The 15,995-nt window shown below is 69.4% G+C and carries 13 protein-coding genes and 2 pseudogenes; 10 read left to right on the forward strand and 5 right to left on the reverse strand.

Going from position 1 to position 15,995, the window contains the following annotated elements:
- The first annotated feature begins 336 nt into the window (after nt 1-336).
- The 3 genes and pseudogenes from FE374_RS03755 to FE374_RS19455 form a co-directional block, all read left to right on the forward strand.
- The gene (locus FE374_RS03755; protein WP_139927307.1) at nt 337-1,692 is read left to right on the forward strand and encodes a hypothetical protein; all 1,356 of its coding nucleotides are present in this window, start codon (nt 337-339) and stop codon (nt 1,690-1,692) included.
- Nucleotides 1,693-2,154: 462 nt separating this feature from the next.
- Complete coding sequence (locus FE374_RS03760; protein WP_139927308.1) at nt 2,155-3,279, forward strand: MFS transporter; 1,125 nt, start codon at nt 2,155-2,157, stop codon at nt 3,277-3,279.
- A gap of 382 nt (nt 3,280-3,661) precedes the next feature.
- Nucleotides 3,662-3,832: pseudogene (locus FE374_RS19455) on the forward strand (ATP-binding protein); the annotation flags it as partial.
- A 267-nt stretch (nt 3,833-4,099) separates the two neighbouring features.
- Here the strand turns inward: FE374_RS19455 and FE374_RS19705 are convergent.
- From FE374_RS19705 to FE374_RS03780, 3 genes and pseudogenes are all read right to left on the reverse strand, one after another.
- Nucleotides 4,100-5,741, reverse strand: a pseudogene (locus tag FE374_RS19705) (xanthine dehydrogenase family protein molybdopterin-binding subunit); the annotation flags it as partial.
- Between the two features lie 256 nt (nt 5,742-5,997).
- Complete coding sequence (locus FE374_RS03775) at nt 5,998-6,621, reverse strand: malonic semialdehyde reductase (protein WP_139927309.1); 624 nt, start codon at nt 6,619-6,621, stop codon at nt 5,998-6,000.
- A 302-nt stretch (nt 6,622-6,923) separates the two neighbouring features.
- Nucleotides 6,924-7,610: a TetR/AcrR family transcriptional regulator gene (locus FE374_RS03780; RefSeq protein ID WP_139927310.1), complete on the reverse strand. Its 687-nt coding sequence runs from the start codon at nt 7,608-7,610 to the stop codon at nt 6,924-6,926.
- Nucleotides 7,611-7,913: 303 nt separating this feature from the next.
- On the opposite strand from FE374_RS03780, the gene FE374_RS03785 reads away from it, so the two are divergent.
- From FE374_RS03785 to FE374_RS03815, 7 genes are all read left to right on the forward strand, one after another.
- Nucleotides 7,914-8,750: a DUF4389 domain-containing protein gene (locus tag FE374_RS03785; RefSeq protein ID WP_139927311.1), complete on the forward strand. Its 837-nt coding sequence runs from the start codon at nt 7,914-7,916 to the stop codon at nt 8,748-8,750.
- 84 nt (nt 8,751-8,834) lie between these two features.
- Complete coding sequence (locus FE374_RS03790) at nt 8,835-9,770, forward strand: ABC transporter ATP-binding protein (protein ID WP_139927312.1); 936 nt, start codon at nt 8,835-8,837, stop codon at nt 9,768-9,770.
- Nucleotides 9,767-10,627 carry an ABC transporter permease subunit gene (locus tag FE374_RS03795; RefSeq protein WP_139927313.1) on the forward strand — a complete coding sequence of 287 codons (861 nt, stop codon included), beginning with the start codon at nt 9,767-9,769 and terminating at the stop codon, nt 10,625-10,627. The genes FE374_RS03790 and FE374_RS03795 overlap by 4 nt, the downstream gene beginning before the upstream one ends.
- Before the next feature lie 19 nt (nt 10,628-10,646).
- Nucleotides 10,647-11,567 carry an SDR family oxidoreductase gene (locus FE374_RS03800; protein WP_223173638.1) on the forward strand — a complete coding sequence of 307 codons (921 nt, stop codon included), beginning with the start codon at nt 10,647-10,649 and terminating at the stop codon, nt 11,565-11,567.
- On the forward strand, nt 11,564-12,316 hold the full coding sequence (locus FE374_RS03805) for a DUF4386 domain-containing protein (RefSeq protein WP_139927314.1): 753 nt from the start codon (nt 11,564-11,566) through the stop codon (nt 12,314-12,316). Before FE374_RS03800 ends, FE374_RS03805 begins: the two co-directional genes overlap by 4 nt.
- On the forward strand, nt 12,313-13,770 hold the full coding sequence (locus tag FE374_RS03810; RefSeq protein WP_139927315.1) for a M23 family metallopeptidase: 1,458 nt from the start codon (nt 12,313-12,315) through the stop codon (nt 13,768-13,770). The genes FE374_RS03805 and FE374_RS03810 overlap by 4 nt, the downstream gene beginning before the upstream one ends.
- Nucleotides 13,771-13,775: 5 nt before the next feature.
- Nucleotides 13,776-14,594 (forward strand): alpha/beta fold hydrolase, encoded by an 819-nt coding sequence (locus FE374_RS03815; protein ID WP_168205579.1) that lies wholly within the window; start codon nt 13,776-13,778, stop codon nt 14,592-14,594.
- A 99-nt stretch (nt 14,595-14,693) separates the two neighbouring features.
- Here FE374_RS03815 and FE374_RS03820 read toward each other — a convergent pair whose 3' ends face one another.
- Both FE374_RS03820 and FE374_RS03825 read right to left on the reverse strand, forming a co-directional pair.
- A complete protein-coding gene (locus tag FE374_RS03820) occupies nt 14,694-15,005 on the reverse strand; it encodes a transcriptional regulator (protein WP_139927317.1) in 312 nt (103 codons plus the stop codon).
- A complete protein-coding gene (locus FE374_RS03825; RefSeq protein ID WP_139927318.1) occupies nt 14,992-15,573 on the reverse strand; it encodes a hypothetical protein in 582 nt (193 codons plus the stop codon). Before FE374_RS03825 ends, FE374_RS03820 begins: the two co-directional genes overlap by 14 nt.
- Nucleotides 15,574-15,995: the final 422 nt, after the last annotated feature.

Genomic DNA, 15,995 nt, shown 5'->3' on the forward strand with positions numbered 1-15,995 from the left:
GACCACGAGCGTCAGCTTGGGTCGCCGGCCCAAGCGGCTGGTGTCCGCTGCATCGAAGGCGCTGAAGGTCAGGTGACCGTCGTGGCAGCGGCACCAGCGCGGGGCCCACGGGGATCTGAACCGCCCTAGCAACTGCCGTTCAGCTCCTGGGCCGGCGTCTTCGGCGACAGGTCGTCGCCGCCGCGAGGATCGACCGCATCGTCCACCACGCCGACGTCATCGCCCTCAAGGCGCCTCCTACCGCGGCTCCGCGACCGCGGCGTCGACACACTGACCAGCATCAAAGCCAAGCAAGAATACCTAACGGGGCTGCGCCCCAGCCCGACGAGTCGTGTCGTGGTGGCGTTTGCGCGGGCTCCGGTCGGCGGGGTGACGGCGGGCGGCCGCGAGGAGGGGGTGCTCTTCGTCGGCCGGGCGCAGGAGAAGACCCGGCTGTTCAGAACCGAGAAGCGGCACAACTCCGAGGGGCGGTCATATCCGTGGATCGTGCGGGCAACTGGGTTGGTCAACCACTTCTACTTCTACGCCGTTGATGAGGACTTCGGCCCGTTCTTCCTGAAGTTCTGCTCCTATTTCCCCTACAATGCCAGGTTGTGCCCCAACGGAAACGAGTGGGCCAAGCGACAGGCGACCAAGGCTGGCGTCGCTCACGTGGCGATGGACAACGCCTTCGCGGCCGTCGACGACGTCCCGGCGTTGCAGGCGATCTGCGACACCTTGGGCCCGGCGCAGATCGACGCCCTCCTGCGCAAGTGGCTGGCGCGCTTGCCTCACCCGTTCGCCCCGGCGGACCGGGCGGCGGGATACCGCTACGACATCTCGATACGGCAGGCCGAGTTCTCCTTGACCCAAATGCTCGACAAGCCGGTCTCCGGGCGAGTCTTCTTCGAGCAGGTCATTCGCGACAACTTGGATCTGGGCCGTCCCGACGAGGTCAGCCTGATCTTCGATCGTCGGGTCCTTGCCCGTGGCAAGCGTCCCACTCCGGGGACTTTCCGTACCCGGGTGATCACCGAGGGCGTCACCCCGAGCCTGCACGTGTACTACAAGCACTCCACGATCAAGCAGTACCACAAGGAAGGACGCGCCCTGCGGACCGAGACCACGATCAACGACACCGGTGACTTCAGGATCGGTCGGCGACTGACCAACCTGCCTGCGCTACGCGAGGTCGGCTTCTCCGCCAACCGGCGCCTCCTGGGCGTCCAACGACTCAGTCACGATCCTGCCCGCGGCCACCATGTCTTCGCTGGGGTGAACGACCCCGTCATCACCGACGCCGGCACCCGGGTCGCCGGCCTGCGCTTCGCCGACCCCCGGGCCCACGCGCTGCTCTCCGCGCTCGTGGTCTTCCGACTCCTGCCCGACGGGTTCACCAACCGGGATCTGCGGGCCCTGGTCGCTGACCTCCTGGGCAAAGAACCTGACGAGCTCAGCGCCGGTCAGATCACCTACGACCTGCGGCGCCTACGCTTCCACGGCCTCATCGAGCGTCGACCCCACAGCCACCGCTACCGCGTCACCGACACTGGGCTGCACCATGCCCTGTTCCTGACCCGCATCTACGACAGGCTCCTACCTACCGGGATGGCGCGCCTGAACCAGCCCGTCCCGGTCCACCTACGCACCGCCAGCCACGCCTACGACGCCGCGATCGAGGACCTCATCGCACAATCCGGCCTCGCGGCCTGAACTTGACTCACACTTCCCGGCTTCGCCGGACCTAGCCTTCTAGGCTAATGACTGTTCACTCTCCGACCGCCGGAACTGTCCAGCCTCCGAGCGCCGTCGACACGGGGGAGGGATTTCGGAGTCCGCGCGCTGAGAACCGCTGATAATCCACTGCTACGGTTTGCTCCGTGCGGTGCTCTGCCTCCATTCGTTATTGTCTCTCGAGCAGTCAAGGGTGGGTCGTACACCGGAGACTGATCGGGGCTGGGGCAGTATCAGGCAAATGAGCCGCGAACCGCGTATGACCAGGCCGGTCGGCCAGGCAACTGCCTACAAACGTTGCACCACGAGTCCCGTCGCGGTGAAAGAGTCGGCGGAGCGGTCGGCCAGAGCGCCGCACGGTAAGGCGGCGGCGGGCGGCGTGAGCCGGTGAGTCAGAACCAACAGTCCTCCGCGGGCGCGTCGGTCTGGGGTGTCCCGGGGATGCCGCTGCTCCTTGCCATGACCGCCCTCGGCTTCTCTGGATATGCCTTGCTGCTGCCGGTTGCGCCGCTGTGGGCGGTCCAGGGCGGTGCCGACCTCGTTGGCGCCGGGCTTGTGAATGGTGTGTTCCTGCTTTTCACGGTGATGACTCAGTTGGTCGTCCCAGGGGCGTTGCGCCGTTTCGGATGGGGATCGGTGCTCGTCGCCGGCATGCTCTTTCTAGGTCTGCCGGCCCTCGCACATGGCACGACCGACGCGCTGTGGCCGACCTTGGTGCTTTCCGCGGTACGCGGCTGGGGATTCGGGGTGCTGACGGTCACAGGTGGTGTCCTCGTGGCGGAACTGGTGGAGCCCGCCCAGCGCGGGAAGGCGATTGGGGCCTACGGGCTGGCGATAGCGGGGCCGCAGGTGCTGCTTCTGCCGGCGGGCCCGTGGATCGCGGAGCACGTCGGCTTCTGGGCGGTTTTTGCGGTGGCATCTCTCCCGGTGGTTGGAGTCTTGCCTGCGATCGGCCTCGCCAGAATGCTTGACCACGTTCCCGAGAAACGGGGTCCGGCGCCCTACATGCTGCTGCTGCGTCCGGTGGTGCTACTCCTCGGGGTAACGCTGGCGGGCGGGGCGCTGATCACATTCATGGCCCAGATGAGCAGCAGCGCGACGTTAACAACGCTTGCGCTAATGCTGATGAGTGTCACCGCCGCGCTGTCCCGCTGGCGTATTGGCGCGCTGACCGACCGGATAGGGAAAGAGCGACTTATCTGGCCACTGGTCGTGCTGACCGCGGTGGGCATGGCAGTGCTCGCCTGGGCCGTCCGCGACTCGCAGGACACGGACGGGCTGCTGCTGATGCTGGGATCGGCGGTCGTGGGGATCAGCTACGGCGGTCTGCAGAGCCTCACCCTGGTGGTGGCCTTCGAGTCGGTAAGCCGATCACACTACGGCCCCGCCAGTGCCGTGTGGAACGTCGGATTTGACGTCGGAACCGGGCTCGGCTCCGTAGTGGTCGGCTTGGTCGCGGCGGGGACCTCCTTCAGCTCGGCGCTGCTGGTTGCCGGTGCCCTCTCGTTGCTTACTTTGCCGCTGGCGATACGGCGGCAGGCCGCGGTCGGAGAGTTGACCGCGTAGCTGTCGCATCCATCCGTCCGCGGCCCTATAGGTCTCTGCGGGGGCGGCGGCGATCAAGGCGCCCCCTCATCGAGCACTGACGTCGCGTCGGCGTCACGCCGAGGCGACACTGCCTCCCGTATTCACGCCCGTCGGTGCCACAATGTGGTTGTGCCCCGCCAGTCATCCTCATGGGGTCCTCCAACCGCCTGTCAGGGGAGCGGAGGGGTGCCGGCCGGACCCATGGGTTCTAGTCGGGGCCCTGGCCAGAGTGTTCACCGGGCTGGGGTTGGACACGGTCGGGGACTAGGCGTTCCGGGACCTGGTCGTCGCCTGGCGTTTGTCTCGGTGTCTCCCGGCGTGCCCCGGATCGTGAAGCACGGCGGGTTGATGGAGTGCACCGGCATGGAGTGAGGTCCTCGGCGATACCACCGTCGCCGCGATAGTCGACCGGCTCCTGCACCGCTCCGTCGTGCTCAACCTCGACGGCGACTCCTGCCGGCCGCGCGCCCACCACGCCGCCACCGACACGCTCCGCCGAGCCACCACCGGCACCGCGCGACCACTGCATTGACCACCGCCTCCGGGTGGAGAATTTCGACGAGCACCCCTGGGGAGGATCACCGAGCGTCACCATCCGAAGGGGCACAAAGGGCCTTTCCCGGCTCTTCGGAACTTCGAGTCGACGATCTGGGGGATGGTGGTCGCGGCCGTGGTCATCCCGCGGCGCAAAGGCACGGCAGGAATACCGGGAACCAGACAGCCGCGACTGTTGCGCGGACCTGAGTCCACGCGATGGCTCAGGACTTCCGGTCTTCGGAATTCCGCCGCGGGCCTCGCCTCATATGGCGGAGGCGTTGGACTTCCGGCTGGCCTCGCTGACGGCCCGCCAGACGCGCTCCGGTGTCAGCGGCAGGTCGCGGATGACGATGCCGGCGGCGTCGGTGACCGCGGCGGCCAACGCCGGGGCGGTGCAGAGCAGGGCGCCTTCGCTGATGCCCTTGGCGCCGTAGGGCCCCGGGCCGTCGTGGTTCTCCACCATCGCGGTGGTCAGCTGCAGCGGGACGTCCTTGGTGGTGGGGATGCGGTAGTCCAGCGCGCCGAGGTTGCGGATGCGCCCGGCGTCGTCGAGGACGATGTGCTCCATCAGCGTGTGGCCCAGCCCCATGATCGCGGCGCCTTCGTCCTGCATCTCCACCTGTAGCGGATTCAGCGCCTTGCCCACGTCGCTGACCGTGACGTGCTTGTGCACCGGTCTCGGTGTCGACCTCGACCTCGAAGGCGGTGCAGTTGAACTCGAAGAACGCCGGCGTGCCGCCGAGGGGGTGCTCGGCCATGTGGGGCTTGCGCATGCGGCCCGTGCCGATGAGCTCGCCGTTCCAGCGGCCCAGACCGACCTTGACGAAGTCCGTGATCGGCAAGGACTTGCCGGGCAGATGGACCATGCCGCCCTCGACCCGCACGTCGTCGTCGGCGACGCCGTGCAGAGCCGCGGCGAGCTCGCGCAGCTGGTGGTGGATGTCCTCGCAAGCGCGCGTGATGGCGGTGCCCATGAACACCGTCGAGCGGCTGGCGGAGGTCTGCAGGTCGAAGGGCACCACGGCGGTGTCACCCATGACGACGCTGACTTACTCCAGCGGGGCGCCGAGCGCGTCGGCGGCAAGCTGGGCGTAGATGGTGCGGGCACCCTGGCCCGTGTCTGAGGTGCCGGCGTAGACGATGACGGAGCCGTCGGCGAGCAGGCGCACGGTGGGGTTGGACAGCCCGGTGGTGGCGCCGGATTTGATGCCGACCGCGATGCCGCGCCCGCGGCCCGGAGAGACCGGGGTGTCCCAGCCGACGAGCTCGGCGGCCCGGCGCAGCGTCTTTCTCAGCCGGATCTCCAGGCCGTCCAGGCCGAGCTCGCGGGCGGCGGCGTCCATCTGGGACTCGATCGCCCAGTTCATCTGGGGGGTACCGAAGCCACGGAATGCGGTCGACGGCGTGGTGTGGGACAGCACCGCCCGCGCGTAAATCCGGGCGGCGGGCACCCGGTAGGGCCCGCACGCGAGGTAGGCGCTCTTGGTCATCACCCGTTCGGCGATGTCGGCGTAGGCGCCGATGAGGTAGGCGGAGTCGACGTCCTGGAAGACCAGGTCGCCCTCGCGGGTGAAGCCGGTGCGCACGTGGACCTCGGCGGCGGCGCGGCGCACGGCCTGGAAGGTCTCCTCCAAGGTGAGCACGAGGCGGCAGGGCCGGCCGGTGCGCCGGGACAGGTGGATGAGGACGGGCTCGAGCTTGGGGTTCCGCTTGCCGCCGAAACCGCCGCCGGGGTCCGGGGCGAAGACCCGCACCTGGGTCAGCGGCAGGTCGAACAGCGCCGCCATCATCTTCTGCAGCAGGTAGGGGTGCTGGACGGGGCTCCACAGGCGGATGCCGTCGACGTCCGCGGCGGCGATGAAGCCGTGCGGCTCGATGGCGAAGTGGGTGACCATGGGGAACGTGTAGGTGTGCTCGACGACGAGGTCAGCCTGCGCGGCGTCGACGTCCCCCCAGCCGTAGTGCCGCTCCTTGAGGACGTGGTCGTTGCCAGCGGGTCACCATCGGCACGGACGGCCGGATCCTGCACCAGCGGCGCGCCGGGCGCCAGCGCCGCGGCGATGGTAGTGACGGCGGGGAGCTAATGTCAGCGTTAGCGAAGAGGACGAAAGAGAATGCCCGACGGGCGCGACCCCATCGGGGGCCACGCCCGTCAGTGGATCAGAGGGCCTTGACGACCTCGTCGAAGCCGAGGCGCGGCAGGCGGTCATGCCAGGCGTTCTCGGCGGGCTTGCCCATGTTGATGGCGACCAGGACGCGGTGGCGGCCGTCGGGGAAGAACTCCCGGGCGATCGCGTCGGCGTCGAAGCCGGTCATCGGGCCGGCGGCGAGGCCGGCGGCCCGGATGCCGAGGATGGCGTAGCCCACCTGGAGGCCCGTGTTGAGCTCGGCGGTGCGGGCGCGCGCCTCCTCGTCACCCGCGAACATGTCACGGGCGCCGGGGAAGTGCGGGAAGGTCCGCGGGAGCTCCTCGTGGAAGTCGACGTCCGCAGCGAAAATGGCGGTCGCCGGGGCGGCGGCCGTCTTGGCCCGGTTGCCCTCGGCCATGTGGGGGAGCAGACGCTCCTTGGCGTCGGCGGAGCGCACGACGACGACGCGCAGCGGCTGCGTGTTCATCGACGTGGGCGCCCACTTGACGAGCTCGAAGATCTCGGCGATCTGCTCGTCGGTGACCTGCTCGTCCGTGAAGGCGTTCGCCGTGCGGGCCTGGCGGAACAGCAGGTTCTGCGCGCGCTCGTCGAGGACGAGGGCGTCGTGGGTCTGGGGGTCAGTCGTTGCAGTCATAGTGAGTCGAACCGGTGACCAGGGCGTGGTGTTTCCGGATCGAGCATGGGACTCGTCACACGCCAGCGACGTAGCCAGCCAGCTGCGCGCCGGCGTTTCGACTTGAGCTTGTCCACGACCCGGGCGACCGTCTTTCGGACGAGGTCCGACACTCGCTCCCTGCACTGTTCCTCGGTGGTCTGTGGGGCATCGTCGCCGACGTCGCTCTTGCTGGGCCCTGCGGCCCAGTGCCGACACTGCGCGAGGTCCTGCGCCGGTCGCCGCGACGTCCGTCCGCCCCCACGGCGCGGACCAGACAGCGGTCAAAGATCGTCGCCGTTGCCTCGAGGGATCATCCGCTCGAGGGCGTCGAGGATGACGTCGAGGCCGAACTCGAACTCCTCGCCGAAGTCGTAGCCAGGTTGCAGGGCGTGCTCGGTCGCAAACTCCACGAGGTGGGGGTATTCCTCGGGGGAGAACCGCGCCGCGATCGAAGCGGTGACCTCGGGTGCGGTGTCCCGGTCGAACGGCAGCGCGGCCTCCTGGATCGCGAACCCGTAGACGAATGCGTCGAGCAGGGCGTAGGCGTGCCCTGTCATCGCCAGGGAGAGGCCGGCTCCCCGCAGGGTGCCGAGCACGGCGTCGTGGTGCCGCAGCGTGGCGGGCCCCGGTCTTGACCGCGACTCCATCAGTACGATCGCCCAGGGGTGGCGTCGTAGCACGCTCCGCGCCGAGACGGCGCGGCGGCCGATCTCCTCGCGCCAATGGCCCTCGGCCGAGGGGAGCTCCATCTCGCCGAAGACGAGGTCGACGATACCGTCGAGGATCTCGTCCTTGTTGGTGAAGTAGTGGTACAGCGCCATCGGTTTGACGCCCAGCTCCTTGGCGAGTGAGCGCATGGTGAGCGAGCTGAGTCCGCCACCGTCGGCGACAGCGACGGCACAGTTCAGCACCCGGTCTCGGCTGAGCGGGACGCGGTCTTCCCGACTGTCGCCTACTTCCTTCAGCATCGTGCCCCCACACCTGGCCCTAGCGTGCCCATACTTTGTACGGTAGCCTACCGTACAAAGTATGGGTCGGCGTACCAGGCGCCCTCTGGGGCGGAGAGGAACAGTCATGGATGACGGCCAGCACGTCACCACGGACGGCCCGGCACCGGTGGAGGGCACCATGCGGGCGGTCCTGCGGGACGTGGTGGCCGGCACGGTCAGGGGGAAGGTCGCCATCACCAGCTGAGCGCCCCGGACGAGTGCTCGACAGACCACGACCTAAGCCGATCAGTTCCGCGAAACCGAAACGAGAAGGTGGCCACCATGGCGACCGCCGCCCTTCACCCACCCGTCCACCCCAGCTATCCCGTCCAGGTCGACGGCGCGGGCGGCCTTCCGCTCTCCCGCTGGCTCTGGCTCGTCAAGTGGGTCTTGGTGATCCCGCACTATTTGATCCTGATCCCGCTCTGGATCGCGTTCGTCGCGACCAGCATCGTCGCCCTGGTGGCCATCGTCATCACCGGCCGGTACCCGCGCGGCATCTTCGACTTCAACGTCGGCGTGCTCCGCTGGAACTGGCGCGTGCACTACTACGCCTACGGCGCGCTCGCGACCGACCAGTACCCACCGTTCACCCTCCGCGAGGTCCCGGAGTATCGCGCTCACCTGCACGTCGACTACCCCGAGTACCTCTCCCGCGGGCTCGCGCTCGTGAAGTGGTGGCTGCTGGCGATCCCGCACTACATCGTCGTCGCCATCCTCGTCGGCGGCGCCGCCACCGCGACCTATCAGGCGACGAACACCGACTGGCGCTGGGAAGGCGGGCTGATCGGCCTGCTCGTCCTCGTCGCCGGCGTCGTCCTGCTCGTCACCGGTACCTACCCCCGGGGCCTGTTCGACCTCCTCCTCGGACTGAACCGCTGGGTAATCCGCGTCGCCGCCTACGCCGGCCTCATGACGGATGTCTACCCGCCGTTCCGCCTTGACATGGGCGGGCACGAGGACGTGACGCTGCCCGCCGGCACACCGCCCCCGACCGGACCCTCGCCGTACCCCGCCGCGCAGCAGGGCGGGACGTTTCCGCCCGGGCCGTACACGCTCCAGTCGTACCCGCCCCAGCCGTACCCGCCCCACCCCGAGGAAGGGCCGCAGCGCACCTGACCCGTCGGCACCGCGCGGTATCGACAGCACGACAACCGGCCCGCCTGGACCGGTCGACCCGCAAGGCTCGTGAAGGGCATTGTCATGATCGAAGCCCACGACCTCACCAAGCGCTTCGGCGACAAGACCGCCGTCGACCACGTCACCTTCACCATCGCGCCCGGCTCGGTCACGGGATTCCTCGGGCCCAACGGCGCCGGTAAGTCCACCACCATGCGGATGGTTGTGGGTCTGGACCACCCGACGGCGGGCACCGTCACCGTCAACGGCAAGCCGTACGCCAAGCACCGCTCCCCGCTCAGCGAGGTCGGTGTGCTGCTGGACGCCAAGGCCGTCCACACCGGCCGGTCCGCCCGCTCACATCTGCGCACGATGGCTGCGACCCACGGAATCTCCACGCGGAGGGTGGACGAGGTCATCGAGATGACCGGCCTGGCCGGCGTCGCGAGCAAGCGGGTGGGTGGCTTCTCCCTCGGGATGGGGCAACGCCTGGGCATCGCCTCGGCGATGCTGGGCGACCCCCGCACGCTCATCCTGGACGAGCCGGTCAACGGCCTGGACCCCGAGGGGGTGCAGTGGGTGCGTCACCTCGTGCGTGACCTGGCAGCCGAGGGCCGTACGGTGTTCCTCTCCTCGCACCTCATGAGCGAGATGGCCCAGACCGCCGACCAGCTCCTCGTCATCGGCCGCGGCAAGATCATCACCGCCGGTCCGGTCCAGGAGGTCATCGACTCCGTCATCGGCGCGACCGTGCGGGTGCGCTCCCCGCGGGCAACCGAGCTGGCCGACCTGCTCCGCGCCGACGGCGTCACCATCACCTCGCCCGAGGCCGGGACGCTGCAGCTGCACGGGGTGACAGCCGAGCGGATCGGCGAGACCGCCGCCGCCCACGGCATCGTCCTGCACGAGCTGAACCCCCAGAGCGCCAGCCTGGAGGAGGCCTACATGAACCTCACCCAGGACGCCGTCGAGTACCACTCCGAGCCTGTCCACATCCACCAGGAAGCCGGCATCCGATGAACGCCGTCGTCACGCCCGCCTCAGCACCCGCCACCGAACCAGTTCGGCTCGCAGCTGCCCCTCGCGCCCGCCTGACCTTTACGGGCGTCATGCGTGGGGAGTGGATCAAGCTGCTCTCCCTGCGCTCGACCTGGTGGGTCCTCGGCATGACCGTCGCCGTGATGACGCTCTTCGCCCTCGGCCAGGCCATGTCCCTCGACCTGCTGGCCGACTCACCCGAAGCCGCCGCTCTCGGCACGATCCACGGCGCCGAGATCGTCTCCGGCGGCTACCCGCTCGGGACAGTCACCATCGCGGTCCTCGGCGCCCTGCTGATCACGGGCGAGTACTCCACCGGCATGATCCGCTCGACCCTCACGGCCGTGCCGACGCGCCTTCCCGTGCTGGCCGCTAAGGCGATCGTCCTGACGGCGGTCACCGCACTCGTCACGGTGCTGAGCCTGGCCCTGGCCTCCCTCGTCACGAGGGTGCTCCTCGCCGAGCACGACCTCGTCCCGGCCCTCGATGACGCCCAGAGCTGGCAGATCTACGGTGGCGTGCTGTACTTCCTGGTCGCGGCCGCCCTGTTCGCACTCGGCATCGGCACGCTCCTGCGCTCGACCGCCGGCACGGTGACCATCGCCCTCACCGTGCTGCTTCTCCTGCCCGGCATCCTGAGCATCATCACCCTCGACTGGGTCGAACGGATCGTCACGTACCTGCCGATGCCCGCGGCGGCCGCGTTCGTCACGGTCAGCGACTCCACCCTCACCGACTCGAGCGAGCTCGCCCCGTGGACGGGCGTGCTCGTCGTCGCCGCCTACGCCGTCGTCCCGATGGTGGCAGCCGCCGTGATGCTGCGCCGACGCGATGCGTGACATCGCCAGGAGTATCGAGATGGACGCGCGGGGCCGTTCGATGACCGGCAGGACCGTGCTCGTGACGGGCGGCACCTCCGGCATCGGGCGGGCGACCGCCGAGGGACTCGCCACGATGGGTGCCCACGTGGCCATCACCGGCCGCGACCCTGCGCGGGTGGAGCGGGTGGCAAGCGAGATCGGCTCCACGTCCGGCGCACGGGTGGACGGCTTCGCCGCCGACCTCTCATCCCAGGCGGAGGTGCGGGGGCTGGCAGATGAGGTTCTGCGCCGACTGCCCAAGCTTGCCGTCCTCGTCAACAACGTCGGCGGGTACTGGAACACGCGGCACATCACGGCAGACGGGCTCGAACGCACCTTCGCCCTCAACCACCTGGCGCCGTTCCTGCTCACCCGACTGCTGCTCGAAAGGCTCGGCCAGAGCGGGCAGGCGCGGGTGGTCACCGTTTCCTCCCAGGCACACGCCCAGGGCCGGATCGACTTCGACGACCTCCAGGGCGAGCGGTCCTACTCCGGCGCCCGGGCCTACAACCAGTCCAAGCTCGCCAACGTGCTGTTCACCTACGAGCTGGCCCGCCGGCTCCCGCCAGGCGAGATCACCACTAACGCCGTCCATCCCGGCATGGTCCGGACCTCCTTCGGGGCCGAGGACCCCGGCCGCGCCCAACGCGCCCTGGTGCCGCTGCTGCGGCCTTTCATGCGATCGACGACGGCGGGAGCCGCGTCCTCCGTCCGGGTGGCATCCGCTCCCGAGCTGGGGGAAACCACGGGGCAGTACTTCGCACGCGGACGCCCGAGGAGGTCCGCTCCGGCCAGCCACGACCGGGCTGTCGCAGCCCGGCTGTGGCAGGTGAGCAGCGCACTCGTCGGCCTCGCCGACGTCCTTGTGAAAACGTCCGACAGGTCACGAACCGCGAGCGACCGGATGTGGGACCGATGAGCGCCACCACGACCGGCACCGGTGTCGCGCGAACGGCCGGCGCGCTCTTCCTGTTCAGCGCGATCACATTCGCGGTCGCGGCGACCGTCCTGTCCACCACGTTCGACTGGCCGGACATCCTCCGAGAGCCCGCCGCCGTCGTGCTGCCCGCGTTCACCGAGGGCGGCTCGAGCCTGGTGTGGACGTGGTTCGCCACAGCGTGGACCTACGGGCTCCTGGCCATACCGATCCTGCTCCTGCCCGCCGCGCTCGGCAGGCGCGACGACCCCGCGTTGCGGGTGGCCACCTGGGCAGGTGCCGTCTCGGTGGTGCTCGCCCTGATCGGGTTCCTTCGATGGGTTTTCGTCGTCCCAGCGCTGGCCGGCTCCTACGCCGCGGGAGACACGTCCACCCGCGCCGCGGTCGACGCCGCCTGGACCGCCCAGCACCAGTTCGGCGGCGCCCTCCTGGGCGAGCACCTCGGGCAGCTGCTGGTCATCGCCTGGTCGGTCACCCTCAGCGTCGTCATCCTCCGCACCCAGGTCCTGCCCCGCTGGCTGGGCGTCACCGGCCTGGTCGCCGGTGCGCTCTACCTGATCAACCAGGGCGACATCCTCGCGACCGCCGTCCCCGGCCTCCCGGTGTGGGACCTCGGCGGGCTGATCGGAAGCACCGCCTGGGGACTGTGGGTGGCCGCCCTCGGCGCAGCGCTCCTGCTAGGACGGATCCGTCGTCCGCAACCCGCCCGCCAGGACCGCGACCTCCCGTGACCCGTCCCGTCGCTCCGCACCCCGTCACGGGCAAGGAGGCACTCCCTCCGCCGACCCGACGGCGCAGGAACCGCCGTCGGCTCATCCTCGTCGTCCTCGCGGTGGTCGCGTGGGGTGCTGCCGTGCTCGTGCTGGGACCGTTCGGCCTGATCCCGTTCGGTCTGCTGCTCGCCTTCAGCATCGATCCCGGCGAGGAGGAAACCGGGCCGTCGGTCAGGCTCACGACGCGCAATCTCGGGCTGGCCGTGGCCATGCTGGCGGCCTTCGCCTGGTTCTGGCTGGGATATCCCGATCTGCCGAAGTCGACGCTCGTGGTGATCGCCGGGGTGCTGATCGCCCTGCCGCTCGGGCTCCAGGCGTCCGCGGGCAATGCGGCGCGTGATCGCACGATCGTGGTCACGAAGCGAAGCCTCATCCTCGCCCTGTGGGGGCTGGTGCTCTTCGCCGTCCTCTACCAAGAGGGAGGGGTGTGGCTGTACGGGCTGGCGGTGGTGTGTGTCGTCGTGCCTCTCTCATTGGCGGTGTCGCGGGTGTGGGTCGCTCGGCGCGGGCGGATCGAGCTCGGGCTGCTCCGCCACCCGCTTCGCCGGGACATGCGGGGGCACCTGGTCCAGGGTCTGAACATCTGGCTGTGCTGCGCGTTGCTCGGTGGGCTCCTCGCCGCCGGTGGCGCGCACATCGCACGTGTCCCGTTCTCCTTGAGCGCCGCCCAGCTCGACCTCGTGGTCGCGACCTTTGCCGCCGGCCTGGTCCTGCTGGCGGCGTTGGCGCTGGTCCCACGACGCCGCGTCCACGCGGCGACCAACGTGGTCGTGGCGCTGCTGTCGGGCTTCCTCGTCCTCCAGCTCGGCCCGGCCTCCACGACGTCCGCCGATGCGGTGGTGCTCGATTCTCCGCTGGCCGGCGAGTGGTTCGTGTTCAACGGCGGCCGCAGCGTCCTGCTCAACGGTCACTCTGGGAACGAGAGGCACGCGATCGACTTCGCGCGGCTGGGCGCGAACGGGCGAACGCACCCACGAGGGGGTGCCGCACGCCTGACCGACTACACCGGCTTCGGGTCGCCCGTGCTGGCGCCGGTCGACGGCCTGGTTGTCGGCGTGGCCGACGGCTATCCCGACAATCCGCCCGGCACCAACGGCGACCGCGCCAACCACGTGGTGGTGGCGATCGGTCGCGAGCGCTACGTGCTGATGGCCCACCTTCAGCAGGGCAGCGTCAGCGTCCGCGTGGGCGACGTCGTGCGCCGCGGCCAGCTCGTCGCCGCCGTGGGGAACAACGGCCACTCCAGCGAGCCGCATCTGCACCTGCAGGTCCAGGACTCCGCGGCAGGCATCGACGCCGAGCGCACCTACCCCATGGTGTTCCGCGATGTCGACATCACCAGGGGCGGTGCCTGGCCGTGGGGCGACAGTCGCGAGCTCCGCACCGGTGATCTCGTCCGGGGGCTCGGGTAATGACGATGACAACGTCGGACCGGGTCGGGCGCCGCGGTTCCCGGCGGGCGGCGAGCCTGCTGTCGGTGGCGGTCTCCGTCCTCGTCCTGGCGGCGTGCGGTGGCTCGTCAGCCGACCCGCCCGCCCTGGCCGGCGATCTGTACCAGGTCGACGGCGAAACGGCGCACCTGCAGTGCCAGGGCGCCGGTTCCCCGACGGTGGTCCTGCTCGGCGGCCAGGGCTTCACCACGACGACCTGGGACAGCTTCCGCGCCGCCCTCGGGCCCGATGTCCGCACCTGCGCCTGGGACTACCCCGGCGTGGGCCACTCCACGGGCGCGCCGATGATGACCGCCGCCCGGGCCGCGTCCTCCCTCGACGGCACGCTGCGCGCCGCCGACGTGCCACGGCCGGTGGTGGTGGTTGGCCACAGCATCGCCGGCCTCACGACTCGCCTCTACGTCGGCGAGCACCCGGACGATGTCGCCGGCGTCGTGCTCTTCGATCCCACGGTCGCCTCGTTCGCCCGCATGTTCGACGACAAGGAGTTCCGACCTGGGTGGGACGGGACGGCGAGTGCCGACCAGGTGGAGCAAGTCACCGCGTGGCCGGACATCCCCTTCGAGATCCTGCGCCACGATCCGGCCGTGTACGCCACCGCCAAGGTGTGGAACGCGACCGTGGAGACCCAGTGGGGTACCGAGCAGGCGGCGTTCGCCAGGCTCGCACCGACGGGCACCGCGCGGATCGTGCAGGGCTCTGGCCACAACGTCTACCAAGATGCCGAAGGCGAGTCCCTCGCCGCCGTCCAGCGGGTACTGGACGCAGTGGTCACGAAGCGGTGATAGCCCCGGCAGCCCGACGTTGATCCCGTTCCGCATCCTGGAGGTGTGAGAGCAGGCAGCAAAGGTCGAGGGTTCGGGTCCCTCCACAAGGCCGTGTCCTCAGCCCGGGCCGAGCCGGGCCCTGAGCTTCTCGAGCTGCCGCCAGTGTGCCTCGATGCGCTGCCGGCCCATCGTGGTGATCGAGGCGGTGGTGTGTGACTTCTTGCGTTCGAATCGCTTCTCGATGGTGAGTAGCCCGGCATCCTCCAGCTTCGTGAGGTGGCTGGACAGGTTGCCCTTAGTGAGTCCGGTCGCCTGCTGAAGGAAGGTGAAGTCGGCGCGACCGATCGAGGAGAGCACGGTCAGGATTGCCAGCCTGCCGGGCTCGTGGACCAAGCGGTCGAGGCTGAGGTCGGGGTCAGGGGCGGCCATCGGCGTCCTCGTCGACTCGTGCGGAACGGGCACGCCTCAGCGAGGCGAGCAGGTCGCGGTGGTCCAGCAGGCCGATCACGATGGTGACGAGCCCGATCGGAATCATCACAGGTGACACCTTGTCGTCGAGACCGCCCCAGATGGGGGCGAGCGCGAGGACGGTGAGGCCCCCGAGCAGGACCAGGTGGTATGGCCTGAGCACGTTCAGCAGGCGGTAGTAGAACAGGAGCGCCACGCCGAATGCCGCACCGAACAGCGACACCGGCAGGTCGAGCTGGATGTCGAGGGTGATGCCGACGCACATGATCGCCGCGCACGCGAGGGTAAGGACCGCGATTCGCACCAGGGTCCGCCTCGACGGCTCGACCCGGCCAAAGGTTGTCACGTAGTAGCGGTTGACGACGTAGTAGCCGACGGCGGCAACACCAAGCGCCAGCACGAACCACGGCGCGCTGCCGCTGACCGGCTCGTCGCCGATGGGCGGCGTGTTGGTCAGGCCGGCAGCCAGGAAGATCAGTCCGGTCGGCACCGCCAGCAACCCCCGGAGGAGGTAGTAGCGAGTGCCCACCGAGGCCAGTGCACCTGCGTTCACGAGATTCTCCCAACTGGTCTGTGCCGCAAACCTTACGGTCGAGCGCACCGCGAGTCAATGGATGACCAACTGGTTTGTAGGACAAACCATCTACGCGACGCGGCCTGCTGGCGTTCGGTGAGAGCGCTGCCTTCCTCGGACTCGTGCTGCCCGGGGGGACGGCCGTCAACCTCGGCGATGCGGTCGCGGCACAGGGCCACGCGGGCCTGGGCCAACGTTCGCGGGGGCCGCGTCGTCGCTTGCCGCTGCGCTTTGATCTCTGACCACGACCAGCGACGCCGTTCCAAAGCCGCGCCGGAGGACGTCGAGTCGGAACGGCGCCCGGTGTCTACGGCACCATCCTTGCTGGTCACGCCGTCCCCATGAGTCCGCCCCCGCCGGCCACCGGGCGCCGATCG

This window comes from Georgenia yuyongxinii (genome assembly GCF_006352065.1).
In the GTDB taxonomy this organism is placed as follows: Bacteria; Actinomycetota; Actinomycetes; order Actinomycetales; family Actinomycetaceae; genus Georgenia; species Georgenia yuyongxinii.

Excerpts from the sequence above, each read along its gene's own strand:
- FE374_RS03760 (WP_139927308.1), top strand. The coding sequence starts at position 2,155 with ATGCCGCTGCTCCTTGCCATGACCGCCCTCGGCTTCTCTGGATATGCC.
- FE374_RS03775 (WP_139927309.1), bottom strand. The coding sequence starts at position 6,621 with ATGACTGCAACGACTGACCCCCAGACCCACGACGCCCTCGTCCTCGAC.
- FE374_RS03780 (WP_139927310.1), bottom strand. The coding sequence starts at position 7,610 with ATGCTGAAGGAAGTAGGCGACAGTCGGGAAGACCGCGTCCCGCTCAGC.
- FE374_RS03785 (WP_139927311.1), top strand. The coding sequence starts at position 7,914 with ATGGCGACCGCCGCCCTTCACCCACCCGTCCACCCCAGCTATCCCGTC.
- FE374_RS03790 (WP_139927312.1), top strand. The coding sequence starts at position 8,835 with ATGATCGAAGCCCACGACCTCACCAAGCGCTTCGGCGACAAGACCGCC.
- FE374_RS03795 (WP_139927313.1), top strand. The coding sequence starts at position 9,767 with ATGAACGCCGTCGTCACGCCCGCCTCAGCACCCGCCACCGAACCAGTT.
- FE374_RS03800 (WP_223173638.1), top strand. The coding sequence starts at position 10,647 with ATGGACGCGCGGGGCCGTTCGATGACCGGCAGGACCGTGCTCGTGACG.
- FE374_RS03805 (WP_139927314.1), top strand. The coding sequence starts at position 11,564 with ATGAGCGCCACCACGACCGGCACCGGTGTCGCGCGAACGGCCGGCGCG.
- FE374_RS03815 (WP_168205579.1), top strand. The coding sequence starts at position 13,776 with ATGACAACGTCGGACCGGGTCGGGCGCCGCGGTTCCCGGCGGGCGGCG.
- FE374_RS03820 (WP_139927317.1), bottom strand. The coding sequence starts at position 15,005 with ATGGCCGCCCCTGACCCCGACCTCAGCCTCGACCGCTTGGTCCACGAG.